This window comes from Bacillus sp. FSL R9-9834 (assembly GCF_038006905.1).
Lineage (GTDB): Bacteria > Bacillota > Bacilli > Bacillales > Bacillaceae_G > Bacillus_A > Bacillus_A pacificus.
Genome location: NZ_JBBOWD010000001.1, coordinates 1,647,056 through 1,672,717, shown reverse-complemented (window position 1 = coordinate 1,672,717; position 25,662 = coordinate 1,647,056). Strand labels below are relative to the sequence as shown.

Here is a 25,662-nt window from a genome sequence, read left to right as displayed (position 1 = left end):
AAGGGGGATCCGTTTCCACACTTTATAATTAATATTTACCGTAAAATGAATTTGCTTTCATTCGCCCATCATTTGTCATAATCATTTCTTCCAAAATCTTTTGCTTATCTCGAATATGCTGTGCTGCCTTAATAATAAATGGACTTACTTCTGCCGCAACTTGTGCGCGCGTTTCTTCATCCAATGTCATCATCCAGCGATTTAACATCGCGCTCTTCTCAGCAAACTCTTCATCTGACACTTGCAATTCACCGATTTCATTAAAACAGCCGACAAATGCTCGATAAATATCATTGTTCATTTTCAAGCGCTCCGCGATAACCGTCAATTAAATCTTGTAACACTTTCACAATCGCATCAATATCTTTCGCTTCACGTGTTACTTTCATCGTTTGAATTTGAACACTAATCCAGTCATATAAACCATAAAGACTATCATATAAATCTTTCGTAATCTCAGGGTTTAATTGAAGCTTTAATTCTTCAAAAATACGTTCTAACTTCTCAAGAAGCGCATCTCCCTCTTGTAGTTTAAAAGTATGTAAAAGCTCTTCTAAATTACGAAACTCTACAATGCATCTTTCATAAATAAAAATTGTATTTTTAATCGGATTACTCGTCATAATATCATTTTGCATATAACGTTGCCATGCTTGCATACGATCACTTCCTCAACTTTCATTAATCATCACTTTTTTGTTTTGTCATTGCTTTAATTGTTTTTAATTGGCTATCTAGTGCCGCTAATGTACTTTCTAGCTTTTGATACTTCTTCACAATTTCATCTTGTTTTTGCAAGTTTTGTGCTTCAATATCTTTAATCTTTTTATCTAAATCACTTACACGTGAATCAATACTTTTTACTCGTTCTCCTACTACACCTTTATCACCAAATAATTTTTCAAGTGGTTCTTCCATCATTTTCCCTAATCCGTTAGAACTAAAGAAAAATTGCTTCGCTGCATCCGGCTTCTCTTTTAACGCTTTCGTTAATGCTTCATCATTAACTTCCATCGTTCCATCTTGCTTTAATTGAATACCAAATGAGAATAAGTAATTACCATCTTGAGAAAATGTTACGACGCTATTCATCGCTTGGCGTACACTTTGCATAATAGCTTGACCTTGGAACGCCCCGCCTTTACCAGCAAAGATATCTACTGTAGAAACAGCTTTATTATAATCCGCAACCATTTTTTTAATAACATTTGATGCGTCTGTTACGTTTGAGTCACTTACTGTAAACTTCAGCTCTATCCCTTTTGCTTGTGCCTCTGTTGTCTTTGGATCAACCTCTGTACTTTCTCCGCCCGGATTTTCTACTGGCTTTTCCTCTACTTTTTGCTCAGTTACTTTTAATAATTCAATTTTCACACCTGGAAGGGCTTCAACTGTATTGGTGGAGCTGCTACCTGTAATACCATTAATCGTATATTCAGCATTTTGCGCTTCATTGATTATATGGATCGCTGCACCCTTCTCATTAGCTAACCCTATATCTTGAAAAAATTTAGATGTGTTCCCCTCAAAATTAATTACTCCATCTTTTCCTTCTTTTTTTGAGGTCATAAAAATTTTATTTCCAAGTGTGTAAGCTGATACACCATAATCTCCATCATTAATTTTATTAATTAAATCCTTATATGTCATATCAGATGTTATTTTTAGTTCTTTATCACCTAGTTTTAATGTTTCATCTCTATTAAGCTTTGCATCTATATCTTTAATTTCATCAGAAGCTATTTGATGGCGCTGCGCAAGCTGTGTAATCTTCATATTAAAAGTTCCCGCAATAGCTCCACCATCAGCTTTGACATTAATATAACCGTCTTGTGATGTTGTTACCTTTTTCTCATTCCCTTTAAAAGCCGCTAAATTTTTAAATGTTTGTGTGAAAGAACTGAATTCCGATTTTAAACTTGTATATAAAAGTTTATCTTGTGAAAGGCTATTCTTTTCAGTTGTATACGGTGTTTTTCTCATATCTAACGCATTCATTTCTAATTCAACGAAATTAGAAGTATCGATCATGTTATTTCCGAGATTCCAAATCTGTTGTCTACCGCCAATACCTGTTATCGTTCCTGCCATATTTCTCACTCCTTATTTTTTACATGTAGTCTAAAATACTCGTTTTACTCATCGTACTAACCGCTTTAAGCGTCGCTTCATACGTCGCGTTAATATACGCCAAGTCAGAAATTGCTACTGCTAAATCAACATCTTCAATTTCTTTACGATTTTCTTGAAGTGCTAGATTTTGCTCGCTTAAAATTGTCTTAAACGTCTCTACAGTGTTCATCGTTGCTCCCACTTCTGTTGTACGATTAATAACACTATCCAAGTTTTTCTTATTTTCCGTTAAAATCGGTTGCAACGCCTTTTGATCACCACTTTGCATCGCATCTTTCATCTTTACTAACGTTTGAATAACAGGAGTTAGTAAGTTCTCGCCATTACGAAAAGCTTTAATTTCATAACCGTCATTTAGCTTCCACATTACATCTTTTTCGCCACCTTGGTATGTCCCATCATCCGCAAATGGAGGTTTCTCTGCATTATTTCCACCAAAAAGATAACGACCTTGCTCTTTCGTATTCGCTAAATATACAACTTGTTTTAAAATTTGATCGATTTCTGCACCGATTGCCTTTAATTCTTTTTCACCATTTGGTCCATTTAATGCTTGTATTGTTAATTGATCCGCTCTCGTTAAAGATTTCACAATGCCTGACAATGTATTTTCTGTCTGACTTAACACGTTTTTAGAATCCGCTATATCTTTTTGCATTTGTTCAATATTTGCCAACGAATGTTGAATTGCAAATGATTTACTTGCTGCAAGTGGATCTTCACTCATAAGAAGATTTTTCTTCCCTGAAGTTACTTGATTTCGATGATATTGCTGTTGGGCATTCAAATCCATTAACTGGTTCTTTGCCCAGTTTGCATTTTGAAATGTAGATACTCTCATTTATATCTCCTCCTTTATCTATTGAAAATTGATTGGAAGCTGAAACCGGAACTATACTCCGCTGGCTCTTTCTTCAAACATAAAAGAAAAAGGTTTCGCTTTTACCTCTCATTCATCGTTATACAAAAGGTGCTACAAAGCGTTCCATTCTCAAATCTAGGTCGTTTCCTCTTCTACTTTATCTGGCACCCGCTCCATATCTCTGGTCTCACACCGATAGGTCCTCTATTAGGCACTGACCGCTTCTACACTCTGCTGGCCCTCTCTTCAAACATAAAAGAAAAGGGTTTTGTTTTTACCTCTCATTATCTAATGATTGAAAACAGACTATCAAACACTTCATTCATTGTAGTAATAGCTTTAGAATTCGCAACGAAGTATTTTTGGAAGGCCATTAAATTAACCATTTCTTCTTCCATATTCACGCCTTCGATACTCATCTTTTCTTGCTGAATACCTTCTAATAAGTCTCCATGAATTTTTTGATAACCGTTCACTTCACTTTTATCAGATGCTACCTTCACTATGAATTGGTCTAATGCTTTTTTATATGAAAGACCATCTTTATAATCTTCATCTGTAATTCCTGCCAATTTATTTGCAGTTTCAGCAGATATTTTCATTTTCGAAAAATCATTCGCAAATTCTGGATTTAATTTCAACTCTTTCGCATAATCTCCAACGAAGAAGTCTTTTCCCATCACTGTATTTACTTGATTTTTCACTGAACCCATTAACTCTTCAAGATTTTTCTTATAACTAGCAATCTGCCCTTTCGTATCGATTGCAGATTTTATTGCCCCACTAGTTAAAGGAATTTCCGAACCGTAAATTTCAACAGACATAGGTTCTTTCGTTTTATTTAATTGCAATGGATATGTATCTTGTCCATTCACTGTTAAAACGCCATTCATTCTAACACTTGCGATATTAGGATTCATAGATTCATAAGATACTTCTATATTGGCATACTTAGACATTTCTGTAACGATACGGTCACGTTCGTCTAAAAGTTGATTTGGCACTTGTGTACCAGCTTGCCCAATTTTTTGATTCGCTTCTGCTAAACTGTCAGCAAGACGATTAAATTCATTGACATGCGCTTCAATATCTTCTGTCGTCTGCGCTTCTACTGAATCTAAATTTTTCGCAAGTTTATTTACCTGACTTGTAAACTTCCCAGTTTCAGAAATTAGCGTATCATAATAGTTTGATTGATCTGGATTTTTTGCAACTTCTCGAAAAGCATTAAAGAATCCATCCATTAAACTAGATAGTGAATTTTTGCCTGTCGTTCCTACCATAGACTCTACTCGTGATAAAACCGAGTTCTTATAATTATAGTAAGAGAGCTGAGATAATTGGTCGTTAAACTGTTTCGTCTTCACTTCATCTGTAATACGATCAACACCTAACGTTTGTACACCATAACCAATTCTCTGTTCTGGCGTATGGCCATTGCTCGCTCCAACAGATCCGTAATTCACCATTTGGCGCACATAGCCAGGTGTATGAATGTTTGATAAGTTTTGTCTCGTCGTTTGTAATCCCATTTGGGCCGCTAACATACCCGATAACGGGGTATTGTAATCAGATAATCGCATAATGCTTCACTTCCCCTTTACAATAGTTCATTCATAAAGATTTGCGAATTATTGTTTCGTTCTAAGTTATATTCAGAAACTGAATCCACAATACTTTCTGTAGTTTTTAATAGTACGTTTAAGTAATATTGATTTTTCAAAAGAAGCATTTTTACATTTTCTTCTAATCCAATTAAGTTTTTTTGTAATTTTTCCATTTTCTCAATTTCTTCTTGAGAAAAATACGAAAATAACGCACTTACGCGAAATGATTCCACTCCCTGTTCTTTACAAAACTGAACAACCATTTCTTCAAATGATCTCGATAATTGTTTTAAACCTTCAATGTACTGCAATTGCTCTACTTGTAACTTTTGAACTGCATTTACATTTTTATTTTTTAAATTCTCATATATTTGTTCTCCAAGCGTTTGAATGTTTTCATATGCTTTTTGAATAATAACGAGCTTTTCATATAATTGTATATACATATAGCTTCCTTCCCTTTTACAAGACTAAATTTACAATTAAACCGTGGATTTCTCCAATTTGATTTAACATTTCTAAATGTCCTGTTTTTGTATTAATTAAGTTCATAACATCTTCTAACTCATTCAATCCCATTTCCGCCTGTTTTACAATCGTCATTTTCTGTGAATAGCCATAACGCGGATGACGAGACATGACATCTTTATATTGCAATACATTATCAACGTAAAAATTCAAAAATGATTTTACTGTATTTTTGTATTCCATTACGTTATCAAGTGTTAATTCCATTTCGATTTTTTCTTTAATTTCTCCAATATTATCAACAAACGCTTCCATTTGTTCTAACAACTTATCTTTTTTCGGATCTGCATGCAAATTATCCGAAAATGCAAGTCCAGTCCTGACATTTGCTTCTTTCGGCATTTGAGTAGCAGGCGGTATATGCGATAAGATTGGATTATGCGAGATTGAACGCAGCATATATATCACCTATTTATTTTTTTATTTCTTCCAAAAGTTAATCGTAAAATCTAGTTATTTATAATTATACTCTGAACACTAATATTTTGCAGTTATTTTTTATAGAAGATATGTTACAATTTAGCATGAGGTGGCACAATTCTATGAATATTTTTCTTTGTGGTTCAAATCAATTAACAGCATTAGATCAAGAAGAAATCAAAAAATTTTTAACTGACTATGCTCACAAACATAAAATTTACATATTATGTTATAAATCTATTGAAAATGAGGTACTTCGTTTTTTCGTTGAAAACGAAAGACTCGCTCAAAATTTATGCCTTTACACGCTCCAACCGTTACAAGCAGTAACAGATGAATTCCAAGAAATCGTAGATTATTTAAAATCACACGGAGCCGAGTATGTTGCTTTTGATCACCCTTCCGACTCTATTTATCGATCTGATTATATGTTTTTTGTGAAACAAATTATTGAAGATACCGATTTAGTTCTCTGTTTTTATAACGGAGACAAACATACATCTGTCATTCCCGTTGACATTGCAAAAGAAGCTGGGATTGATGCTGTCATTTATGATTTACCAGGTTTACATGAAAAACAAATGAAAAAAAGCTTTGAACAAAAAATTCGTATGATGTAAAGGGGGCGGCACAATATCGTTATTGTGCCCATTGTAAATATGATAATTGAACAAGATTATGATCATTTTATCGCGAGTTTTAAACAACAATTCAATATGGATATCGCTTCGTATAAACAAGATAGGATGCGCCGTAGAATCGATGCTTTTATTTCAAGAAAAGGCTTTGAAAACTACACTACGTTTTTAAGTACTTTACGTGTTGATCAAAACTTATTTTTAAGTTTTATTGACTATATTACAATTAACGTTTCAGAGTTTTTTAGAAATAAAGAACGTTGGCAAACGTTAGAATCGAAAGCACTGCCAAAATTACTCGAACAAAATAACGGAAAATTAAAAGTATGGAGTGCCGCTTGCGCTGCTGGCGAAGAACCATATACACTCTCTTTAATTTTATCGAAACATCTCTCTCCATTTCGCTATGAAATACTAGCAACGGATCTTGATTTTCATATTTTAGAGAGTGCAAAACGTGCTCAATATACGGAACGTTCTTTGAAAGAATTACCTAGCGATTTGAAAGAACGTCATTTCACAAAAGAAGATGATATATATTCATTACATCAAAATATTAAGCAACACGTCACGTTCAAACAGCATGACCTATTAATGCAATCGTTCGATACAAATTACGATTTAATTGTTTGTCGTAATGTAATGATCTATTTCACTGAAGAAGCAAGAGTCAAGCTGTATGAAAAGTTTAGCCGTTCTTTACGAAAAGGCGGTGTGTTATTTGTCGGTAGCACAGAACAAATTTTAACACCTGAACGATTCAATCTTCAGCGTTTTGATACATTCTTTTATGAAAAAATATAGAAAAAAGCAGGATTATTGCACCCTGCTTTTTTTGTATTTATTTACTAAAATCATAACGAAGAATTGCGTGATTCCGTTCATTTTTTATATAACTCGAATTAAAATAATACAAGCAACCCATATAAGGAGAAAAAGAAACGTCATAGACCATTTATGTTCTTGCACCGTTTGTTTCAACGCCTGTGATAATTGTGTCATATTCATTTCTGCCAGTGCTCTCCATACACTTGCATCCCGCTCTTTAGCTGTGCGATCCGTGACGCTAATTAAAATGGTTTCGTTAGACAATTTCGTGATATACGCAGTAATAACCGTTACCATTAAATTTATATTTCCTTCTGATGAATCACTCTCCACGCTAGAGAGGAGTGCACTTACATCTAATAACGGAATGTGTACCTTTCTACCAAATGATAGTTGTACTTCAGCGAAATCATACGTTCCATCTAACAAAGGAAGTTCTTTTATATGCGCCTGCTTAACAAGTCCTTGCAGGCTTCTCATGACTTGTTCAAATATTTTATCTGTTTGCTTTCCTTCTCCAGATAATGTATGTAACTTTTTAAAGAGTTGTAATACTGTATCCATCTCTTTAGAAAGCATTTCCTTCATAACCTTTCCATCACCTAAACTCGCAAGTAAAATCCCGATTTCATTATTTTTCGAAATAATCTTAGACTGTCCAGTAAACACTAGATTACTATACTTTCGTTCTTTCTGGATTTCATGTTCCGAAATAGCTGCAGGCTGTTTTAATGGTTGTAGCGTCTTATTTTCAATTGTCGTACGTTTAATTTCCATTTAAGCGCCTCCACTATGATGAAATAATTAGCCCCATTCTTTATTACTCTTTAACACTAAAAATAGTACGAATAAACCTGACATAATAGCAAATACATTAGAAGCTTGTATTCCATGGTCACTTTTAGTTTCTTTCTTATCTTCTGGCTCTTCTTTTTTTTCTTTCTTTTTCGAAATGACTTGATTGTTATTATCTTTATCTTTTTGAGCCTTCGTATTATTTACTTCCTTGTTGTCTGTGAGAGGCTCTTTTATAACATAAGTAATTTTTTCTTTCTCTTTCAATGGTTCTTTTATAAGGTCGTTTACCTTCTCTTCTTTTTTCAGAATTTGAACAACTGGCTGTTTTTCTTCCTGAAGCGGGATTTCTACTTTCGTGTCTTCCTGCTTCTCAGTTTCTTTCTTATCTTCTATTTTATTTTCTAATTTATCTTCTTTCTCTCGTTCTTCTGTCTTTTTATCATCTTCTGTTTTTTGTTCCAAAACAGAAACGACATACTCACTTTCTTCAACGAGTTTATTTCCAGCCGCATCTACTACCTCTACAAGTAGCTCGTATGTCCCATTTGGCAATGCATCCGTTATTTCAAATACTTTTTGCCATTCCATGTCGCGCTTATTGTAATCTAATAAAAATGTAATCTCTTTATTTTCTTTTCCTTTTAATGTAACACGAACTTCTTTCACAACCGATTCCACGTCTGCCGCCTTCACTCTTACACGTATAGAATCGCCTCGTTTTCGTTCGATTACATTCTCCGTCGCCTCGTCAATAGTGACTTTATGCAACTTCGGCATCTCTTTATCTATTGTTGGTGTTTCATTATTTATACGAATAAGAGGAACTTTCACTTCATTTTCTATAAGCTCTTCTTTCTCATTTTCTTTAAAACTTTGAATAAGCTGAAGGTTCCAATCACCTTGCAAATCAAAAATCCCGACCTTATAGTTAGCAATCCATCGCTTCGTCTCTTCTTCATAGTCAAAAGGTATCATTCTTTCTTGCTCATACAGATTACTGTTTTTTGGCAAACGCAACATACCTTTTATACTTTGAATATTTTTCTCTTTTGGCTCTACAATAATCCGTACTTCTTCGCCAACCTTTAATTCTCGCTTATTTATTGTAATAATCCCTTGATCCGTCTCTATCTTTTTTTCGGTTTCTTGCTCATTCTTTACTTCTTGTTGTTCCTTTTTATCTTGCTTCATTTCCACCTGTTCTGGCTGTTCTTGAACTTCCTTATTCTCTTCTTGTACATTCACTTCATTTATATTTTGTTCTGGTACATTTTGCTCTTCCGCCTGACTTTGCAGCGGGAAGAGCAAGCACACATGTATGCATAGCCAGCAAATTAGAAAAAACTTTACGCTTTTCATCTACTATTTCAACGCCTTATAGTGATTTCGTCACTTTTACTCCGAAAAATCCATCTACATTTACAAGTTCACCATACGCCACCAATACATCATTTACATAAATTCGAATTGGTTCATCAATATCTTCATCTAATACAACGGCTTCATTTTCTTGTAAACTTAATATATCTTGAATCGTTTTCACTGTACTTCCAAATACAAATTTCACATTCATTTCTACATTTTGTAGAATAGATGTATCCATATACACTGGCTCAATTTGTTTCACTTCTTTAAATTCAATAGGTTGTACAACAGATTCTACAACCTCTTCTTCCATTTCTTCCTCTGCAATCTCTTCTTCTGCTTCCACCATTGGATATAGCAGTCGTCTTACCATTTCTTTCGCTTCTGAAATCGGTAAAATTTGATACATTTTCGATTGAAGCAAGTCGCCAATTTCAAGGTTGAACGTAATTTGAACGAGTTCATCCACTTCCATTGACTCTCCCAAATATTCCATTTCTTCTTTTAACGTGACAAATTTAACGTCTGGCGGCGTCATGTCCATCTTCTCTTTAAACATTTCTGACATCGCTGTTGCCGCATGCCCCATCATTTGGTTCATGATTTCTTTAATACCGCTCAGCTCTAATTCACTAAGCTCTTTCTCTGGATCAATCTCCCCTGTTCCCATCATCATTAAATCTACCATTGTCAAAGCAACATCTTTCGTAAATACGAATACGTTCTCATTCTTTAAACCTTCAACAAAATCGACATTTAAAATCACAAAGGGAACCGGTACACCGTCATAATGACGCACATTAATCGCTTCTACATTGGGTGTACTAATCGTAACCGGCTGATTTAAAAGCGTTGATAATACCGTTGAAGCTGAACCGATGGAAATGTTGGCAATTTCCCCAAGTACATCTTTCTCTTCTTGCGTTAACTGTTCTTTTTTAACATGTTCTTCTACAATTTCAGCTTCCGCTACTTCAGCTGGCTCGTCTTGCTCTTCTACGCCACCAGATAATTGTAGTAATTTATTTATCATTTGTTTCGCATGTTCAACTGAAACAATTTGTACGAGTTTAGAGTTTACAAGATTATCTATTTTAAGGTCAAACGACACTTTCACAATCGTGTTATTTCCAGTTATTCCAGAGATTTTCTCCATCTCTTCTAATAACTTTACGACTTTAATTGTCGGCGGTGACATGTCTACTGTATCTTGGAAGAATTCCGACATAGACGTCGCTGCGAATCCCATCATTTGGTTCATCGCTTCTTGTACAGCACTTAGCTCTAATTCACCAAGTTCTTTTCCCTCTTCCACTTCACCTGTTCCCATCATCATTAAATCAGCAATAGATAAAGCAACATCTTGCTGAAGGACAAGTAGATTTTCCATATCTAATCCTTTTGTAAAATGAATATTTAATACAACATGAGGAACCTCAACATCACTTGTATCGTATAAATCCACTAACTCTACATGAGGAGCAGTTATACTTACTTGCCTATTTAAAATCGTTGATAATACTGTCGAAGCAGAGCCAAATGATATATTTGCAATTTCGCCAAGAATATCACATTCTTGAGGCGTTAAAAGCTCCTTTTCTTTTTCTAGCACAATTGTGCTCGTATCCCCTTTTGTGTGTTGCTCAGGCATTTTCCCTGCCTCCTCATTTTTGTTTTTCTATTAAATGAATACACTCATTACATTTTAACAAACTTATTACGTAAATCGTGAACATGTATTTATTTCCTGTTATATATATTATTTTTTTATATTAGTATGTAGTTAACCAAAAAGCTCCCCAATTGTATACAAGTGGGGAGCTTTCCTTCATTCCTATTATAAACCTTCTGGGTTTAAAATGAGGACCACTCGTCCATCGCCGAGAATCGTCGCGCCAGAGAAATAGTTCGAACTCTCTGCAAAGAAATCACCTAATGACTTTAAGACTATTTCTCTTTGACCGATAATTGTGTTTACAATAAGTCCATAGCTGCGATGTGTATTACGAACAATTAACACAGGAACCATTTGACTTTCATATGATTCAAATGCCTCATCTACTGTTTTTTCACCAAATACAGTACTTAAATGCTTCACTTCAATAATTTGATCACGATAGTTTAACACATCTTTTCCTTGTATGGATTGGATGTCTTCTCTCTTAATTCGAATTGCTTCAACAATATTACCAAGAGGTAAAGCATAACGTTTATCATTCGTTTGAACAAGCATAGATTGAATAATGGACAACGTTAATGGAAGTTCAATTCTAAATGTACTTCCCTTTCCTTCTTCTGAATCAATAATTAAATGTCCACCTAAACTATGAATTGTATGTTTTACAACATCTAATCCAACCCCGCGCCCCGAAAGATCCGATACTACTTCTGCTGTACTAAATCCTGGTTGGAAAATGAGATCAAACACTTCACGATCCGTTAATTTATTTGCCTCAGATTCTGTTACAACACCATTTTTAATCGCTTTTTCTAATACTTTCCCTTTATGAATTCCATTTCCATCATCCGTAATTTGAATTACGACATGATTTCCACTATGGAACGCTTCTAATTTAATTGTACCCGTCTCATTTTTCCCTGCATCACGACGTTTTTCAACAGTCTCAATACCATGATCAATTGCATTACGAATTAAATGAACGAGTGGATCACCGATTTCATCAATAACAATTTTATCAACTTCTGTATCTTCACCCGTAATTTGTAAATCGATTTTCTTCCCTAAATCTTTCGCTAACATACGTACCATACGCGGGAAACGATTAAAGACTGTTTCAATCGGCACCATACGCATGTTTAGAAGTACATTTTGAATATCTTTTGAAATATCGCCTAATCGATTTAAATGCTCAATTAATTCTTTGTTTTGAATTGCTTGTGCCAATTCATCTATGCGACCACGCTCAATTACACTCTCTTCAAACATGTTCATTAATCGTTCAATTTTCTCTAGCTGCACACGAATGGAACGATTCTCACCTTTAGCATTTTTCGTTTTTGCAGTACTTTTAGTTGGCGTAGCACTTGCAGGTTGCTTCGCTGCCTCAATAGGTGCTTCCACCTGCGCAACTACAGACGGCTGTATCATTTCTTCTACTCGCGTAGTTTCTTGCGTAGCAACCATCGAATCTACTTCCTGTAATGATTCTCCTTGTTTCACTACTACTTTCTCAATTTCAGAAACGTGAAGCACTACCTGTTTCACTTCTTCTTCACTACGATCCGTATTCATAAATACTGTAAACTCAAAACCGAAAGCATCCGCTTCGATCTCTTCAATACTAGGAACCGTTTTTTGTATATCGCCTATATTTTGCAGTGCTTCAATACACATAATGGCACGTACTGCTTTTAAAATAGCTTGCTGTTCAACGGTTATATGCACTTCATGCGAAACTGCATCATCATTGTTTATAGACTCTTGCTCTACATGTTCCATAGAAGTTTCTGCATTTCCGTTCAATAACGCTTCTAATTTTTGCTTCGTTGCGACTACATCAATATTACCCATTCCGCCTTGCTGCACATCTGCAACCATTTTCTCTAAATTATCAATGCATTCAAAAATCACATCAATAATATCCGCATGTACTACTATATTCCCATGACGAATTTCATCTAAAACGTTTTCCATTTTATGCGTTAAATCCGCCATTTCCGTAAATTCCATACTCGCAGACATACCTTTAAATGTATGGGCTGAGCGGAATATTTCTCCCACAACATCCATATCAGTGGGATTTTGTTCTAAAGTTAGCACATTTTCATTTAGCGACTGTAAATGTTCTTCCGATTCTTCAAAAAATATATTTAATAGATCTGTTTGCATTTTCATCCCCTACCTGTCTAACAAACATTTCATTTATGTATAACAATTTAGTGTTTTAAAATGAGAAAAAAGGGGCCACACATCTATCCGTTATCACTGTTTTGATTCCTTGTGGCACCCCTTTTATATTAGCTATTTGCTACTTTTGTTAAAGCTTCGATTACGCGATCTGCTTGGAATGGCTTTACAATAAAGTCTTTTGCCCCGCCCTTAATTGCATCTAATACCATACCTTGTTGTCCCATTGCTGAACAAATAACAACCTTTGCACTTGAATCAATTTTCATAATTTCTTTTAATGCTTCAAGTCCGTCCATTTCTGGCATAGTAATATCTAATGTTACAATATCAGGTTGAAGTTCTTTATATTTTTGAATTGCCTCCACTCCATTTTCCGCTTCTCCGATTACTTCAAATTCAGAATTACTTTTTAATAAGTTTTTAATCATTGTTCGCATGAACATCGCATCATCTACAACTAAAATTTTATGTGCCATTCTTTTTGATTCTCTCCTTCTATGTATAAATATATCTTAATATTTCACCTTATCATTCTCACTCATTATACAAAATAAAACGATAAAATTTAATATTTTTTTAAAAGAATTTCTGCATTTTAGTATTTTATTACTAAAATACTAAAATACTATTCTTTAATATAAATGACAACGCGACGGTTTTTCTCCCAATTTTGCGGTGAATCATTCGGTACAACTGGCTTTGTGTCTGCATATCCTACCGCAGCTAACCTTTTATCCTCCACATTATACACTTCAATTAAATGGTGGATCATATTAGCTGCTCGTGCTGAAGATAATTCCCAATTAGAAGGGAACTTTTCATTATGGATCGGTCTACTATCTGTATGCCCCTCCACAACAATTGAGTTTGGTACGGATTGAAAAAATCCGACTAATTTGCTAATAATTTCTTTTGCTTCAGGCTTAACGTTCGCATCACCTGTATCAAATATTAAATTATCTACTATAACAACGCTTACCCCTGTATCTTCTCGATATACATTCACTTGACTAATACCGTTATTATCTACATATGCTTTTAACTTTTTGTACAAGTCGTCCATTCGCTTTTTTGAGACCATTTTTTCATCATTTTTTTCATGTGAAATATCTGGTATAGTATTTTCCATTACTTTTGCATCAACTTGCTCCGTATCACTAAACTTTTCAAGCATCTTTGACAATTTTACTGCATCCTGCTTTGAAGTAGCAACTAGTAATACAAAGAAAGTTAATAATAACATCGTTAAATCTGTAAAAGTCGTCATCCAACGAGGCGATCCCTTTTGCGGTCGTTTTATCATCACCATACCACTCCTTGCAATATTAGGCTGCTCGTTTTACTTTTTTTATCTTTGTTTCGTATACATACGTATCGAGTTTTAACTTTAATTTAGACGGAATTTGTCCACGATACAATTCTGAAATTGCTTCAATAACAAACTTCTTCTCTGTATATAAATCTTCAATACCACGATACACTTTTTCAGCAAGAGGGATTGCAATCATATTTGCAAGTACTGATCCATACAATGTCGTTAACATCGCAACTGCCATCCCTGTACCAATTTGCGATGTGTCTTGCAAGTTTTGAAGCATAATGATAAGACCAATTAAAGTCCCTATCATACCCCAAGCCGGAGCGAAATCGCCAATTTTATCTAATAATACTGCCCCTTTTCTTAATTCATACACTTCCGTTTCAACATCTTTCATTAACACTTCTTTTAATTCCTCTTCATCGTAACCACTTAACATTAATCGAATTCCTTTTTGAATAAAAGTATTGTCCACCTGCTCTCCATCAACCTCTAAAGAAAGCAAACCGTGTTTTTTAGATTTTTTTGAAAAATCAACAAACAAATCCGTTAACTGTTCTAAATCTTCTTCTTTTCTATGTAAAACAGTAAAAATACTTTTCGTATATTTTTTTATTTCTCCAAATCGATATGCCACAACAATTGTCGCAGTTGTTCCCCCTATGACAATTAAAATAGATGAAACATCTAAAAAGTTTTTAAAAGCTTTTATTCCGCCGCCGCCAAGCATAATTGCCGCTATCACTATGGCAAAACCTACTATAATGCCAACTGGGCTAGAAATGTCAAATTTCCTTTTTCTTCTTTCTGGTCTAGCAAATCCTTGATTTTCGTCTCCCATATTCCTGCCCTTTCCTTTTCATTTTTGTAAAACATTTTTTTATTTTAATAATGCGTTTTCATATATAATGTTTATTATACGCTTACCATCTATTTATCGCAATATACTCATAAAATTGACACATTTCATTTCCATATTAAAATTATAGTATAGAAATATGAGGAGGATCACGATGGAACATAACATTTTACAAGTCATTGCACTAGCAGAAAAACTAAAATATGAAATGCGACATAGCTGGCTTTCTAACGGACGTCAAGAAAGCGTTGCTGAACATACGTGGCGCATGTCTCTAATGGCCATTTTAGTTGAACCTTATTTAGATCAGAAAGTAAATATTGAAAAATTACTTAAAATGGTTATTATTCACGATCTAGTCGAAGCAGAAGCTGGTGATATTCCTGCTTTTGATACAATGAATAGTCATGAATTACAATTACAAAAACAAATAAATGAACAAGAAGCAATTTTAAATATTAAACGAACATTAAAAGGTTCTCTCGGCGAGGAATTATATGATTTATGGATGGAGTTTGAAACGAAAGAAACATACGAAGCAAAAGTTGCTAACGCACTTGATAAGCTTGAGGTAAAAATTCAGCATAACGAAGCTGATATTGATACGTGGTTGCCAATTGAGCATAAAATGACATTCCAAGTAGCAAAGCATACAAACTTTGATTCTTTCCTATCTAAATTACAAAAAATCATTGAGCAAGATGGTGAAAAAAAATTATTAGCTGCCGGCATTGACGTTGAAGCTTGCAAACAATAATGAAATAAGACACTCAGTACGAGTGTCTTATTTCATTATTGTTGATACAGCCTGCTTGTAAATAAGTTGTTGTTTTCCATCAACTAACATTAAAACGGTAAATTTGTCTATTGCAACAACTTCTCCTACTATTCTAACGCCACTCTTTAAAAAAATTGTAACAATACTTTTTTCTTCTTTTATTTGTTTATATAGCTCTTCTTGTAAATGTTCCAAATATATCTCTCTCCTCTTCGTTGAATATCTTAATATAAAAAACTGCAAATTATTTATGTACTTTATCTTTCGCATTCATAAACTTATTAATAAGTATATCTAAATCTCGGCTAAATAACAAAACTTTATCATGATCCAATCCATGTCTAGCAACAAGTTGAATTAGCTCTTTCTTTTTAGTTTCTATTTTATTTTGTAGTTGTCCCATCTCCATCTCTTCACTAAAACTCCCTTTTCCCATAATATTACTTGTAAAATTATAGTACAAATCCTCTCATAAAAAAATATAAAAATGGTTTTTTTTACAATTTTTATATTTTTTATGAACAAATCGCGAAATATATAATGATTTCTTCACATACCCCTAGCTCCATATACAATCAAAATGACCATACAGGCGTTTGTCTAATTACTCAAGAGACTGGCTCCTTTTCCATACGAAAAACATACTGTATACAGTAGTCCATGAATTATATAGATTAACTTACTCAAAAGGAGGAAAACATATGAGTTATGGTGGAAGTTGCGCTGGTTTCGGCGGTGGATTTGCTTTGCTTATCGTACTATTCATCCTTCTAATCATCATCGGATGTAGCTGTTGGGGTGGCGGCGGATACGGATACTAATATATCCTATCCTTAACAAATGAACGAAAAACTATAAGAAAACAGCTCATATTTGAGCTGTTTTTTCATACTTTCGTATGAAGTTATATCCCTCTTTTTTGTGATTTCAACTAATAAAAAAACGTTTACTATGAAATAAGAAATATTTTTACTTAGGAGGATTACAATGATTAAAGGTCTTTACGAAGCACATTTACCCGTCCGTAGCTTAGAAGTGTCTATACCTTTTTACGAATCGATAGGACTAAAATTATATAAAAGAGGAGACGATATTGCTTTCTTTTGGATTAAGGAAAATGAAAGTTGGCTCGGTCTTTGGGAAGGTACAGAATACAAAGTAAATTATCATCCCTCTTTACGACACATCGCCTTTCAAGTAAGCTTACATGATTTAGAACATGCAATACATTGGCTAAACCAAAAAGGCATTTCAGCACGAAAAGATTTTGGAATGGAGCCAATTGAACCAATTGTTTTTCCAGAGTTAGCGCATGCCGCCGTATACTTTAACGATCCTGACGGAAATAGTTTAGAATTGATTGCACAATTACCTGTTGGACTCCCTACAGAGGAGAAAGTGTATTTAAGTGAGTGGAAAAAACAAGTTCAAGCATCATCATTACATAAGGATTAATCTTTTTATGTCAGTTTCTTATTCCGCGCTTCTTAAAACAAATAATAACTTCAAAAAACTATTTTATGGGCAAACATTAAGTGTGCTTGGAGATTGGTTTCATACTGTAGCTTTATTAACGTTCGTCTATAGCATAACGGAATCTCCATTTATGATTGCACTCACCTTTATAAGTAAAGGTTTACCTCAGCTTCTGCTTAGTCCTTTCATAGGCGGAGTTGTAGATCGTTTTTCTAAAAAGAACATTATGATTTTTACCGATATTTTACGAGGCATAATCGTCCTCACTTACTTATTCGCACTATATAAAATTGAGATTATTTTCATTTCTAATATATGTTTATCCGTACTTTCTTGTTTATTTGAGCCGGCTAAACAAGCAACCTTAAAAAACATCGTACATCAAAATCATTTCGTAACTGCTAACTCTCTTTCTAGTACAATAAATGGTTTTATGTCTATTATGGGGGCCTCTCTTGGCGGGATTATTGCACAATCTTTACATATTGAATTCGCTTTTTTAGTAAATAGCCTATCATACTTTATTTCGGCCTATTTTATTTATAATATGAGTGTTCCCTCTTATGATACTTGTAAGAAGAAAAAAGCATTTTTTACTGATATAAAAGATGGTTACACATACATATTACAAACAAAAATCATTTTAATATTAATTTTTGTAGGCATTTCATGGGGGCTTATTGGAGGTGCTTATCAGCTACTTCTAACAATCTATGCCGAAAAAATTTTCCACACGAACATTGGGATTTTATATACGGTTCAAGGGGCTGGGCTTATGATAGGAAGCCTTCTCGTTACTCTTTACATATCCAGCAATAAAGAAAAAATGAAAAAAGCATTTGGTTGGGCCTACTTCCTACAAGGCATTTTCTTTCTTGGATTCATTCTATCCGATCAACTTATTTTCGGTATCATTACATTGCTCTGTATGCGCATAGCAGGAGGAATCATCGTTCCACTTGATACGACATTACTTCAAACTTACACGCACGAAAGTATGATTGGTAAAGTTTTTTCCTTTCATTACTCAATTTACGGTTCACTTATACAGTTCTCTATGTTCATTACAGGATGGCTATTAGAAATCCTTTCTCCTCAAATCATTGGTAGTTTTCTAGCTACATGCTGTATATTTGTAAGTTTTATATGGCTTTACCTGTTTTATCGCGGGAAACTTAATGAAGAATCTACTATTACTTAATAGCATGTTTATGTACATGCTATTTTTATTTATGTCGAAAAACAGAGGAAAAAGGCGATTTATTTTTCTTACGTTCTAATTTTTTAGAATGTACAATAAATTCAGATTATAAGAAAGGGGATATTATAATGTTTGAAGATAGGCTTACTATTTCAGCTGAGCAGCAGAAACTTATTTCCAATGCAACACGTATTCAAATTCTTCACCTTTTAAAAAACGAAGCACTCACTGCAAAGCAAGTAGCTACTAAACTAAATAAATCTGCTGGTAGCGTACATTATCACATTCAAATTTTGTACGATGGAGGGTTACTTGAATTAGTAGACACGAAAGAAAAACGAGGAATTATTGAAAAATATTACAAGGCAAAATCCGCTCATTTCTATATTGAAGAAAGCGGCACAGAAGGAACGAATACAGGCAGTCATATTGTATCTCATTTATTTTTAACTCCAGAGGAATTACAACAGCTTACTTGGGAAGTTACACAAGTTTTATTACGATGGGAAAACAAAACCGCTCGTCAATCAAACTCTGAAGAGGAATACGCTATTTCCTGCAGGCTAAAAAAACAATGAAAGAAAGGGCCATTTGTTCATGAAAAATAAATTATTATTATTGTCGGGAACAGGAATTTCTCGTTTAGGTGATTTTATGTATCTCATCGCCCTAAACGTAATGGTGTTACATAGCACAAACTCCCCTGCTGCTGTAGCAGGATTATGGATTGTCGGTCCAATTGCGACCGTTGTTACAAAAATATGGTCTGGTAGTATAGTAGATCGATTAAACAAACGGTCTATTATGCTCATCACAGATATAATTCGGGCAGCTCTCATTGGCTGCGTTCCACTATTTGATTCTATTTGGGCCATTTATATTTTTATCTTTTTAACTCGTATCGCTACATCATTTTTCGATCCAGCTTCATTTTCTTATAAAACAATGCTTATACCTGCTGAAGAACGCGCTCAATTCAACGCTTGGAGTAGCTTTTGTACAAGCGGGGCTTTTATTATCGGTCCAGCTCTTGCTGGAATACTTCTCACCACGCACTCAGCATCCTTTGTAATTTACTGCAACTCACTTTCCTTTCTACTTTCTACTATTCTCATTTATTTCTTACCTAATATTACGTTACAAACAAAGCAAAGCGAAGAAGTTGCAAATACTTTCGTACAAACATTACGAAGTGATTGGAAACAAGTTTTTTCATTCGCTCGAACTGAAACGTACATTATTCTCATATTCGTTTTATTTCAAGCGACTATGCTTGTCGCTATGGCACTTGATTCACAAGAAGTTGTTTTTACAAGACAAGTACTGTTTTTAACCGATATAGAATACAGTATGCTTGTTAGTATAACTGGCGCTGCTTACGTTTCCGGTTCATTTCTTGTCTCTCTTTTTGCCAAACGTTTACCAATTCAATATTGTATCGGATTAGGGACAATTTTCACAGCAATAGGCTATGTAATTTTCGCCTTTTCAAATTCATTTATCGTCGCGGCAGGCGGTTTCATTTTACTTGGCATTTCTTCATCATTTGCTGGTACTGGCTTTTTTACATTTTATCAAAATAACATCCCGGTTCATATGATAGGACGTATCGATAGCGTATTTGATTCCATAAAAAGTTTTATCCAAATCTTTTTCATTTTAGCAATTGGAGCATCCGCACAATTTCTTTCCGTTCAAATGACTGTAATAAGTAGCTCGTTACTCATCCTTTTCCTTTCCTGTTTATTAGCAATCCGAGTAATGACTCCTTCACGAGAAAAATATTTTAAGGCTACAGGATCATCATTGGAATATTAACCGCAACATAACAAGCGGCGATTTGCTAGGTAGTAAGCCCTCACTGATTAAAGTTTTACTTTATGTTAAAATATTAATGAAATTTGATTATGTAGGAGGGCTTTTTTGAATACTATATTCATGTTCATTTGTATTATATTAGTAGCTTCTATTTTACAAACGAGTACCGGTTTTGGCTTTTCTATTATGGCAACACCTTTCTTACTCATGTTATTTCTACCACAAGAAGCTATACAAATAAATATCATTTTATCATTCATTATTTCTATATCACTCATTTGGAAAATAAGAATGGACATTGATTGTATTCTACTGAAAAGATTAATTGTCGGCAGTATAGTTGGTGTTCCTTTTGGTATTTTCATTTTCGTTTCCATTAACATCAATACGTTTAAATTAGCAATTAGCATCTTGCTCTTACTATTAACGTTGATGCTAATCTGTAACTTTAAGATTCAATCAACAAAATCTAGAGATTTCTTAGCGGGAGGATTATCCGGTCTTTTAACGACAAGTATCGGTATGCCGGGACCACCTCTGTTACTGTACTTTACAGGAACTGATACAAAAAAAGAGAAGCTGAGAGCAACTACTTTAGCTTTTTATCTATTTATATATTTCATTAGTCTACTAACGCAAATACTCTTTACTGGCACAAACAAAACAATTTGGGAATCAAGTTTTTACGCTATTCCAATCGTATTTCTAGGTTTGTATATAGGTCAAATTATTTTCAAATGGCTTAATCAACGGATTTTTAAAATATTTACGTACATCCTTTTAAGTTGCACGGGCATGTATCTTCTTATTGAAAGTTTGCATTCGTTATAGAAGTTGCTTTAGTTTGTGTCATAACGGATAAGTTTTCAATATTTTTAAACGTGATAACAATAAAAAGCGGCTATTATGCCGCTTTTTATTTTCAAATTAAATATTTTAAAACTAGAAGCCCACCTATCGCTATTACAAACACATTGAAAAAAATCAGCCAACTTTTTTCAAACTCTTTATATCTCTCTTCTTTCACCCCTCGTTGTTTTAGCTTCTCAATTACCGTTTTCAATTCTTGCTCATGCTCGGTACTTCCTAATTGTATATAGTTATTATCTATAGTAATTCCATATACATTCTTCATTTTTTTATGTCTCGAAACTGCTTGAATTGAACTAATTAGCACATTATACTCATTTATTTTTTTGAAATAACAATCTAACGATTTAATTCGTAATCTTGTATTTGTTAAAACAATGTAATAATAAAAAGTAGCCCCTGCGGTTACTATACTTGGTATAACTTTAGAATTTACAAGGCTCCCCTCTTCTACTAATATTTCACATTCAATTTCTTCTCCTTCTTGTAACTCTTTCCGAACTGATTCTTCCAACATTTGCACCGTTAATTTCTTCAATAATTCTCCGTTTTTCACATAATACTTATCTATATTGATAGTCTCATCCGCTTCTTTCTCTAAACGTGCAATTTCTTCATCTGAATATTGGAGCTCATTTAACATAGATAATAATCTTTTATCCATATTACACACTCCCTTTCCATAGTTTTTGAATTTTTTTCTTCCCACGAGAAATTCGATTGTATATATAATCCGCCGTTACTTTTAATTCTTTTGCAATATCGTCAATGGAATATCCATCAATGTACCTCTTTAAAAAGATATATCGATCCTTCTTGTTTAAATCTTGGACTATTTCCATAATCTCTTCTTCTTGTTCTATTTCATACCTATCATGGACACCTGTATCTATCTCTACGTCTTTATCGACTTTATTCTCTTTATATACTTTCTTTTTATATTCCAATGTCTTTAATTTAGTAATACCAATCATCCAAGATTTGAAGTTTCCCTTTTCCATATCAAATTGTTCGATATGAAACCAAATGACAGTAAATACATCGTTATAACAATCATCCACATATTGTTTCTCCATAGGGCTACTTAATGATTTATGAATAATGTATAAAATTAATTTTCCATATTGATCAATTACTTCTTTCAAAGCATCTTGATCACGTTTTTTCATAGCTGTAATTAAATCCACTTCAGAATCGAAAATCATAAACATCTTCCTTCCTCAATTCCCCTTTAGCAGCTGCCTTTACTTACTATTGGCATTTCACTCTCATTTCCTATCACTTTTGTAAAAATTTTTTAATTTTTATGTATATGATAACAAATAAAATACCTAAGTTCAGAAAATGGTATCTACATTCTGAACTTAGGTATTAGCAATCAAACTATTCACTTAAACTAACATTTCATCACAAATCTCTGTTACATTTTTAAAATATTGCAAGTTCTCCTTCGCTTCAGATCTGCCTTTTTACTCATTTCTTATTAAATCCTTTTTCACTTAAAAACTCTTTCATATGCATTCTTTTTTCTTTAGACATAAACGAACTCATCGATTCCGTCCATGTTGCGTTTTTCTTATTTGATGATCTTTCTTTATAATACGCGCTCATCGTTTCATCGTATTCGTTTAGTAATTCATCATATTTCTTTTCATCATATCCATTTTCATGAAGGATTGCTGCTACTGGTAAGCGTGGTTTTACTCCATGATCTTCATCTGATACACCGACTGTCATTCCGAATACAGGATATACTTTATCTGGTAAATGAAGCAATTCGCTCACTTCTCCCGGATTATTACGAATACCACCAATATAACAAATACCGTATCCTAACGATTCTGCTGCTAACGCCAAGTTTTGCGCAAAGAGTGAAGCATCTACCGTTGCTACGATAAAGTCTTCTACTCCTTCATGCTTTATCTCTGTACCATGTTTTTCACATGCCATTTCAAGTCGTTTTAAATCTGCACAACAAACAAAGAATGCTGCGCAGTCCTTCACATGACGATTTCCGGATAACTCTGCTAGTTTCGCCTTTAAGTCTTGATCGGTTACATATATAACAGAGTAAGCTTGTACAAAATGCGAGGAAGCAGCATGCTGCGCAGCTTGCACCATTCTTTCTACTACATCTTTCGGAATGGATTCTTCTTTATATTTACGAACTGAAACGTGTTGCTCCATTTTATGTATCATCTCATTCATGAAAATCACTCCTTTTTTCTCTTCCTAATGAAAAATTAACATATCTTTTCCAATATTCACAACTTATAAGCACAAAAAGAGCAATTCTTTTTGAATTGCTCCTTTTAAAAGATCTATTAATACGGTAAATGAAATTATATCGACGATTTTTTCAATATATCGACTTACCGACAAATAACGACAAATTCATTCCAAATTATCCCTTATCTTATTGCGCTGTTTTCAACACTTTAACACCTTTTACGATATTCCAAATGAAGTAATAAATCCCTACAAGAATGAACACTGCATATGTGATCATGATCCCAATTCCAGCACCGTCAGATTGATTGAATCCTAAACCGTATATTCCTGATATCGCTACCCCTCCGAATAAAATTGCATACGGGAAAATATGTGACCAAAATGCTTTTTTCGCGTGATATTTCACTTCATCCTCTGCAACGAAGTACACGATAATTGGTAGTAAAAATGGTGCAAAAAAGATACTAAAGTAACATAGTGAAGATAATATATTATTTCCTTTCATCCGATTCACCTCTAAATAGTTTTTGTTATCTTCATTATGTCAGGAATCCATTCTAGAAACTATCGCTTTACCTTTCATTAAGATGACATATTTGTAAGATTCCCCTCAAAAAATCCCGCCTAGAATGCTAGGCGGGACCACGTCCACTATATTCGATTCATAAACCAATATTGCGTAATGGCTAAATATTCACGTATATTCGATGGAATGACAATTCGCTTTGGTGTTTCGGCCGGAAGACCTTCTAATTGTAAACCTTGCTTAGCTGCTATTTTTTTCGCTCTAAACATATGGAAGTCATTTGTTACGATCAGTCCTTTTTTCATATTGTCCGGAATTAAAGGTTTTGAGAATTTAATATTTTCATCTGTACTCGTTGACTTATCTTCCATTATAATGCGGTCTTCTGCAATTTTTAGTTTTATTAATTCATTTTTCATTGCTAATGCTTCTGAAATATCTTCCCCTTTTCCTTTTCCTCCAGACACAATAGCAATTGCTTTCTCATGTGCTTTCAAATACTCAGCTGCTTTATCAATACGATATTGCAATGAGTACGATGGTTTCGTTCCGTTTACTTTCGAGCCTAATACAATGATATAATCAGCTTCATAGGTGGCATTCATTTGCCCATGCTTATAAATGTTATATTGTAAAAATCCCACATAAACGGCGCAAACCATTATCATTCCTATCATATACTTCATTATTTTTTTCTTTCTCATATCTATATACTCCTATGTTCTTTGCTTCTTTCATGATAATATCCATTTATTTGTTTGTATACAGACAAATTCCAATTCAACCTAATTTATCCTCTAGAAAGTAATATTTATATTTCTTTCGGGAACAGTAAGTACAACTTTGCACGAAGGAGTGTCTCTATTGCTTCTCTTTTTATGTAACGTATCGTTCTTTTTTATCTTATTTTTACTATCACTTAAGATGCTCGGTAAATCAGCTTTAGCACAACTAACTCCTCATGATTTTGGTGCTATTATCTTTTTATCTTATTTAGCTTTTCAGGCCATACCAGTCTCTGGTGCTTTGCAAGCTTTTCTCGGTATGGTCGTTATTACATGTTTGCATTTAATCCTTACAAAATTAAGCCTATTCAACAAACTAAATCGTTTCATTCTCGGACACCCGATTATTTTAATTAAACATGGTGATATTATTTTTGAGAACTTACAAAAAAGTAGGTATCCCATTGCTGAATTACTTTCTAACCTTCGTGTCGCAGGATATCCAAGTGTTCATGAAATTGAATACGCTATTTTAGAAGCGAATGGAGCCATTAGCATTTTACCAAAGCGTGAACTTGTCCCATTAACTCCGAAAGATTTGAACATAGATGTTAAGTATGCTGGATTACCAATTGCCCTTATCGTTGATTCACAAATTCAATACGATAACTTAAAGTTAATTCATAAGGACGAAAAGTGGTTATATAAAGAATTAAAAGAAAAAGGCATCACAAATATTAAAAACGTTGCCTTTGCGTCTGTTCAAGAAACGGATGGATCTTTTGCTATTAGTTTAAAAGAATAAAAAA

31 protein-coding genes are annotated in these 25,662 nt (G+C 33.9%); 10 read left to right on the top strand and 21 right to left on the bottom strand.

Annotation, left to right across the window (positions count from 1 at the left end; all coding sequences use genetic code 11):
• Nucleotides 1-28: 28 nt before the first annotated feature.
• The 7 genes from MKY00_RS08775 to MKY00_RS08745 all read right to left on the bottom strand — a co-directional run bounded on the left by MKY00_RS08775 (nt 29) and on the right by MKY00_RS08745 (nt 5,529).
• Nucleotides 29-301 (bottom strand): hypothetical protein, encoded by a 273-nt coding sequence (locus tag MKY00_RS08775; RefSeq protein ID WP_001058066.1) that lies wholly within the window; start codon nt 299-301, stop codon nt 29-31.
• The gene (locus tag MKY00_RS08770; protein ID WP_001149522.1) at nt 291-659 is read right to left on the bottom strand and encodes a flagellar export chaperone FliS; all 369 of its coding nucleotides are present in this window, start codon (nt 657-659) and stop codon (nt 291-293) included. The genes MKY00_RS08775 and MKY00_RS08770 overlap by 11 nt, the downstream gene beginning before the upstream one ends.
• A 22-nt stretch (nt 660-681) precedes the next feature.
• Nucleotides 682-2,091 carry a flagellar hook-associated protein 2 gene (locus tag MKY00_RS08765; protein WP_016717065.1) on the bottom strand — a complete coding sequence of 470 codons (1,410 nt, stop codon included), beginning with the start codon at nt 2,089-2,091 and terminating at the stop codon, nt 682-684.
• Between the two features lie 19 nt (nt 2,092-2,110).
• A complete protein-coding gene (locus MKY00_RS08760; protein ID WP_016717064.1) occupies nt 2,111-2,974 on the bottom strand; it encodes a flagellar hook-associated protein 3 in 864 nt (287 codons plus the stop codon).
• Nucleotides 2,975-3,279: 305 nt separating this feature from the next.
• Nucleotides 3,280-4,578, bottom strand: a complete 1,299-nt coding sequence (gene flgK / locus MKY00_RS08755) for a flagellar hook-associated protein FlgK (RefSeq protein ID WP_001239726.1) — start codon at nt 4,576-4,578, stop codon at nt 3,280-3,282.
• A gap of 17 nt (nt 4,579-4,595) precedes the next feature.
• Nucleotides 4,596-5,048 (bottom strand): hypothetical protein, encoded by a 453-nt coding sequence (locus MKY00_RS08750; RefSeq protein WP_000275907.1) that lies wholly within the window; start codon nt 5,046-5,048, stop codon nt 4,596-4,598.
• A gap of 16 nt (nt 5,049-5,064) precedes the next feature.
• Complete coding sequence (locus MKY00_RS08745) at nt 5,065-5,529, bottom strand: YaaR family protein (protein ID WP_000946323.1); 465 nt, start codon at nt 5,527-5,529, stop codon at nt 5,065-5,067.
• A gap of 143 nt (nt 5,530-5,672) precedes the next feature.
• Here MKY00_RS08745 and MKY00_RS08740 point away from each other — a divergent pair, with 143 nt between their 5' ends.
• Together MKY00_RS08740 and MKY00_RS08735 are read left to right on the top strand one after the other, a co-directional pair.
• Nucleotides 5,673-6,170, top strand: a complete 498-nt coding sequence (locus tag MKY00_RS08740; RefSeq protein WP_001020115.1) for a flagellar motor switch protein FliG — start codon at nt 5,673-5,675, stop codon at nt 6,168-6,170.
• A gap of 39 nt (nt 6,171-6,209) precedes the next feature.
• Nucleotides 6,210-6,992 carry a CheR family methyltransferase gene (locus tag MKY00_RS08735; protein WP_016717063.1) on the top strand — a complete coding sequence of 261 codons (783 nt, stop codon included), beginning with the start codon at nt 6,210-6,212 and terminating at the stop codon, nt 6,990-6,992.
• Nucleotides 6,993-7,076: 84 nt separating this feature from the next.
• Here MKY00_RS08735 and MKY00_RS08730 read toward each other — a convergent pair whose 3' ends face one another.
• From MKY00_RS08730 to MKY00_RS08700, 7 genes are all read right to left on the bottom strand, one after another.
• A complete protein-coding gene (locus tag MKY00_RS08730) occupies nt 7,077-7,793 on the bottom strand; it encodes a hypothetical protein (protein ID WP_016717062.1) in 717 nt (238 codons plus the stop codon).
• A gap of 27 nt (nt 7,794-7,820) precedes the next feature.
• Complete coding sequence (locus MKY00_RS08725; RefSeq protein ID WP_016717061.1) at nt 7,821-9,173, bottom strand: hypothetical protein; 1,353 nt, start codon at nt 9,171-9,173, stop codon at nt 7,821-7,823.
• A gap of 16 nt (nt 9,174-9,189) precedes the next feature.
• Nucleotides 9,190-10,830 carry a flagellar motor switch protein gene (locus MKY00_RS08720; RefSeq protein ID WP_061184038.1) on the bottom strand — a complete coding sequence of 547 codons (1,641 nt, stop codon included), beginning with the start codon at nt 10,828-10,830 and terminating at the stop codon, nt 9,190-9,192.
• 186 nt (nt 10,831-11,016) lie between these two features.
• The gene (locus MKY00_RS08715; RefSeq protein WP_016717059.1) at nt 11,017-13,029 is read right to left on the bottom strand and encodes a chemotaxis protein CheA; all 2,013 of its coding nucleotides are present in this window, start codon (nt 13,027-13,029) and stop codon (nt 11,017-11,019) included.
• Between the two features lie 128 nt (nt 13,030-13,157).
• Entirely contained in the window at nt 13,158-13,526 is a 369-nt protein-coding gene (locus tag MKY00_RS08710) for a response regulator (RefSeq protein ID WP_000940577.1), read from the bottom strand.
• Between the two features lie 149 nt (nt 13,527-13,675).
• Complete coding sequence (locus MKY00_RS08705) at nt 13,676-14,353, bottom strand: OmpA family protein (RefSeq protein ID WP_000596046.1); 678 nt, start codon at nt 14,351-14,353, stop codon at nt 13,676-13,678.
• Between the two features lie 22 nt (nt 14,354-14,375).
• A complete protein-coding gene (locus MKY00_RS08700; RefSeq protein ID WP_016717058.1) occupies nt 14,376-15,209 on the bottom strand; it encodes a flagellar motor protein MotP in 834 nt (277 codons plus the stop codon).
• Between the two features lie 172 nt (nt 15,210-15,381).
• On the opposite strand from MKY00_RS08700, the gene MKY00_RS08695 reads away from it, so the two are divergent.
• Nucleotides 15,382-15,984, top strand: coding sequence for an HD domain-containing protein (locus MKY00_RS08695; RefSeq protein ID WP_016717057.1), 603 nt, complete (start codon nt 15,382-15,384; stop codon nt 15,982-15,984).
• Between the two features lie 27 nt (nt 15,985-16,011).
• Here the strand turns inward: MKY00_RS08695 and hfq are convergent, their stop codons facing one another.
• Both hfq and MKY00_RS08685 read right to left on the bottom strand, forming a co-directional pair.
• Entirely contained in the window at nt 16,012-16,200 is a 189-nt protein-coding gene (gene hfq, locus MKY00_RS08690) for an RNA chaperone Hfq (RefSeq protein WP_016717056.1), read from the bottom strand.
• Between the two features lie 49 nt (nt 16,201-16,249).
• Nucleotides 16,250-16,468: an aspartyl-phosphate phosphatase Spo0E family protein gene (locus MKY00_RS08685; RefSeq protein ID WP_016717055.1), complete on the bottom strand. Its 219-nt coding sequence runs from the start codon at nt 16,466-16,468 to the stop codon at nt 16,250-16,252.
• A 238-nt stretch (nt 16,469-16,706) separates the two neighbouring features.
• On the opposite strand from MKY00_RS08685, the gene MKY00_RS08680 reads away from it, so the two are divergent.
• The 6 genes from MKY00_RS08680 (at nt 16,707) to MKY00_RS08655 (ending at nt 21,331) form a co-directional block, all read left to right on the top strand.
• Nucleotides 16,707-16,826: a YjcZ family sporulation protein gene (locus MKY00_RS08680; protein WP_000120179.1), complete on the top strand. Its 120-nt coding sequence runs from the start codon at nt 16,707-16,709 to the stop codon at nt 16,824-16,826.
• Nucleotides 16,827-16,992: 166 nt separating this feature from the next.
• Nucleotides 16,993-17,460 carry a VOC family protein gene (locus tag MKY00_RS08675; RefSeq protein WP_016717054.1) on the top strand — a complete coding sequence of 156 codons (468 nt, stop codon included), beginning with the start codon at nt 16,993-16,995 and terminating at the stop codon, nt 17,458-17,460.
• 7 nt (nt 17,461-17,467) lie between these two features.
• The gene (locus tag MKY00_RS08670; RefSeq protein WP_029141092.1) at nt 17,468-18,682 is read left to right on the top strand and encodes an MFS transporter; all 1,215 of its coding nucleotides are present in this window, start codon (nt 17,468-17,470) and stop codon (nt 18,680-18,682) included.
• Nucleotides 18,683-18,810: 128 nt separating this feature from the next.
• Nucleotides 18,811-19,260: an ArsR/SmtB family transcription factor gene (locus MKY00_RS08665; RefSeq protein ID WP_016717052.1), complete on the top strand. Its 450-nt coding sequence runs from the start codon at nt 18,811-18,813 to the stop codon at nt 19,258-19,260.
• A 19-nt stretch (nt 19,261-19,279) separates the two neighbouring features.
• Nucleotides 19,280-20,500, top strand: coding sequence for an MFS transporter (locus MKY00_RS08660; RefSeq protein WP_016717051.1), 1,221 nt, complete (start codon nt 19,280-19,282; stop codon nt 20,498-20,500).
• 105 nt (nt 20,501-20,605) lie between these two features.
• A complete protein-coding gene (locus tag MKY00_RS08655; protein WP_001092071.1) occupies nt 20,606-21,331 on the top strand; it encodes a sulfite exporter TauE/SafE family protein in 726 nt (241 codons plus the stop codon).
• A gap of 91 nt (nt 21,332-21,422) precedes the next feature.
• On the opposite strand, the gene MKY00_RS08650 is transcribed toward MKY00_RS08655, so the two are convergent.
• The 5 genes from MKY00_RS08650 to MKY00_RS08630 form a co-directional block, all read right to left on the bottom strand.
• The gene (locus MKY00_RS08650) at nt 21,423-22,034 is read right to left on the bottom strand and encodes a flagellar motor switch protein FliG (RefSeq protein WP_016717050.1); all 612 of its coding nucleotides are present in this window, start codon (nt 22,032-22,034) and stop codon (nt 21,423-21,425) included.
• A gap of 1 nt (nt 22,035) precedes the next feature.
• Nucleotides 22,036-22,581 carry a sigma-70 family RNA polymerase sigma factor gene (locus MKY00_RS08645; RefSeq protein ID WP_029141091.1) on the bottom strand — a complete coding sequence of 182 codons (546 nt, stop codon included), beginning with the start codon at nt 22,579-22,581 and terminating at the stop codon, nt 22,036-22,038.
• 262 nt (nt 22,582-22,843) lie between these two features.
• Entirely contained in the window at nt 22,844-23,578 is a 735-nt protein-coding gene (nfsA, locus tag MKY00_RS08640) for an oxygen-insensitive NADPH nitroreductase (RefSeq protein ID WP_001004533.1), read from the bottom strand.
• Nucleotides 23,579-23,786: 208 nt separating this feature from the next.
• Entirely contained in the window at nt 23,787-24,107 is a 321-nt protein-coding gene (locus MKY00_RS08635) for a DUF4870 domain-containing protein (protein WP_000678047.1), read from the bottom strand.
• 146 nt (nt 24,108-24,253) lie between these two features.
• Nucleotides 24,254-24,805: a YdcF family protein gene (locus tag MKY00_RS08630; RefSeq protein ID WP_308196943.1), complete on the bottom strand. Its 552-nt coding sequence runs from the start codon at nt 24,803-24,805 to the stop codon at nt 24,254-24,256.
• Nucleotides 24,806-24,992: 187 nt separating this feature from the next.
• On the opposite strand from MKY00_RS08630, the gene MKY00_RS08625 reads away from it, so the two are divergent.
• Nucleotides 24,993-25,658 (top strand): DUF421 domain-containing protein, encoded by a 666-nt coding sequence (locus tag MKY00_RS08625; RefSeq protein ID WP_000923931.1) that lies wholly within the window; start codon nt 24,993-24,995, stop codon nt 25,656-25,658.
• The last annotated feature ends 4 nt before the right edge of the window (nt 25,659-25,662 follow it).

What these genes read in the sequence shown, in the direction of transcription:
- MKY00_RS08775 (WP_001058066.1), bottom strand. Translation starts at nt 301, where the DNA reads ATGAACAATGATATTTATCGAGCATTTGTCGGCTGTTTTAATGAAATC.
- MKY00_RS08770 (WP_001149522.1), bottom strand. Translation starts at nt 659, where the DNA reads ATGCAAGCATGGCAACGTTATATGCAAAATGATATTATGACGAGTAAT.
- MKY00_RS08765 (WP_016717065.1), bottom strand. Translation starts at nt 2,091, where the DNA reads ATGGCAGGAACGATAACAGGTATTGGCGGTAGACAACAGATTTGGAAT.
- MKY00_RS08760 (WP_016717064.1), bottom strand. Translation starts at nt 2,974, where the DNA reads ATGAGAGTATCTACATTTCAAAATGCAAACTGGGCAAAGAACCAGTTA.
- flgK (WP_001239726.1), bottom strand. Translation starts at nt 4,578, where the DNA reads ATGCGATTATCTGATTACAATACCCCGTTATCGGGTATGTTAGCGGCC.
- MKY00_RS08750 (WP_000275907.1), bottom strand. Translation starts at nt 5,048, where the DNA reads ATGTATATACAATTATATGAAAAGCTCGTTATTATTCAAAAAGCATAT.
- MKY00_RS08745 (WP_000946323.1), bottom strand. Translation starts at nt 5,529, where the DNA reads ATGCTGCGTTCAATCTCGCATAATCCAATCTTATCGCATATACCGCCT.
- MKY00_RS08740 (WP_001020115.1), top strand. Translation starts at nt 5,673, where the DNA reads ATGAATATTTTTCTTTGTGGTTCAAATCAATTAACAGCATTAGATCAA.
- MKY00_RS08735 (WP_016717063.1), top strand. Translation starts at nt 6,210, where the DNA reads ATGATAATTGAACAAGATTATGATCATTTTATCGCGAGTTTTAAACAA.
- MKY00_RS08730 (WP_016717062.1), bottom strand. Translation starts at nt 7,793, where the DNA reads ATGGAAATTAAACGTACGACAATTGAAAATAAGACGCTACAACCATTA.
- MKY00_RS08725 (WP_016717061.1), bottom strand. Translation starts at nt 9,173, where the DNA reads ATGAAAAGCGTAAAGTTTTTTCTAATTTGCTGGCTATGCATACATGTG.
- MKY00_RS08720 (WP_061184038.1), bottom strand. Translation starts at nt 10,830, where the DNA reads ATGCCTGAGCAACACACAAAAGGGGATACGAGCACAATTGTGCTAGAA.
- MKY00_RS08715 (WP_016717059.1), bottom strand. Translation starts at nt 13,029, where the DNA reads ATGCAAACAGATCTATTAAATATATTTTTTGAAGAATCGGAAGAACAT.
- MKY00_RS08710 (WP_000940577.1), bottom strand. Translation starts at nt 13,526, where the DNA reads ATGGCACATAAAATTTTAGTTGTAGATGATGCGATGTTCATGCGAACA.
- MKY00_RS08705 (WP_000596046.1), bottom strand. Translation starts at nt 14,353, where the DNA reads ATGATAAAACGACCGCAAAAGGGATCGCCTCGTTGGATGACGACTTTT.
- MKY00_RS08700 (WP_016717058.1), bottom strand. Translation starts at nt 15,209, where the DNA reads ATGGGAGACGAAAATCAAGGATTTGCTAGACCAGAAAGAAGAAAAAGG.
- MKY00_RS08695 (WP_016717057.1), top strand. Translation starts at nt 15,382, where the DNA reads ATGGAACATAACATTTTACAAGTCATTGCACTAGCAGAAAAACTAAAA.
- MKY00_RS08680 (WP_000120179.1), top strand. Translation starts at nt 16,707, where the DNA reads ATGAGTTATGGTGGAAGTTGCGCTGGTTTCGGCGGTGGATTTGCTTTG.
- MKY00_RS08675 (WP_016717054.1), top strand. Translation starts at nt 16,993, where the DNA reads ATGATTAAAGGTCTTTACGAAGCACATTTACCCGTCCGTAGCTTAGAA.
- MKY00_RS08670 (WP_029141092.1), top strand. Translation starts at nt 17,468, where the DNA reads ATGTCAGTTTCTTATTCCGCGCTTCTTAAAACAAATAATAACTTCAAA.
- MKY00_RS08665 (WP_016717052.1), top strand. Translation starts at nt 18,811, where the DNA reads ATGTTTGAAGATAGGCTTACTATTTCAGCTGAGCAGCAGAAACTTATT.
- MKY00_RS08660 (WP_016717051.1), top strand. Translation starts at nt 19,280, where the DNA reads ATGAAAAATAAATTATTATTATTGTCGGGAACAGGAATTTCTCGTTTA.
- MKY00_RS08650 (WP_016717050.1), bottom strand. Translation starts at nt 22,034, where the DNA reads ATGGATAAAAGATTATTATCTATGTTAAATGAGCTCCAATATTCAGAT.
- MKY00_RS08645 (WP_029141091.1), bottom strand. Translation starts at nt 22,581, where the DNA reads ATGTTTATGATTTTCGATTCTGAAGTGGATTTAATTACAGCTATGAAA.
- nfsA (WP_001004533.1), bottom strand. Translation starts at nt 23,578, where the DNA reads ATGAATGAGATGATACATAAAATGGAGCAACACGTTTCAGTTCGTAAA.
- MKY00_RS08635 (WP_000678047.1), bottom strand. Translation starts at nt 24,107, where the DNA reads ATGAAAGGAAATAATATATTATCTTCACTATGTTACTTTAGTATCTTT.
- MKY00_RS08630 (WP_308196943.1), bottom strand. Translation starts at nt 24,805, where the DNA reads ATGATAGGAATGATAATGGTTTGCGCCGTTTATGTGGGATTTTTACAA.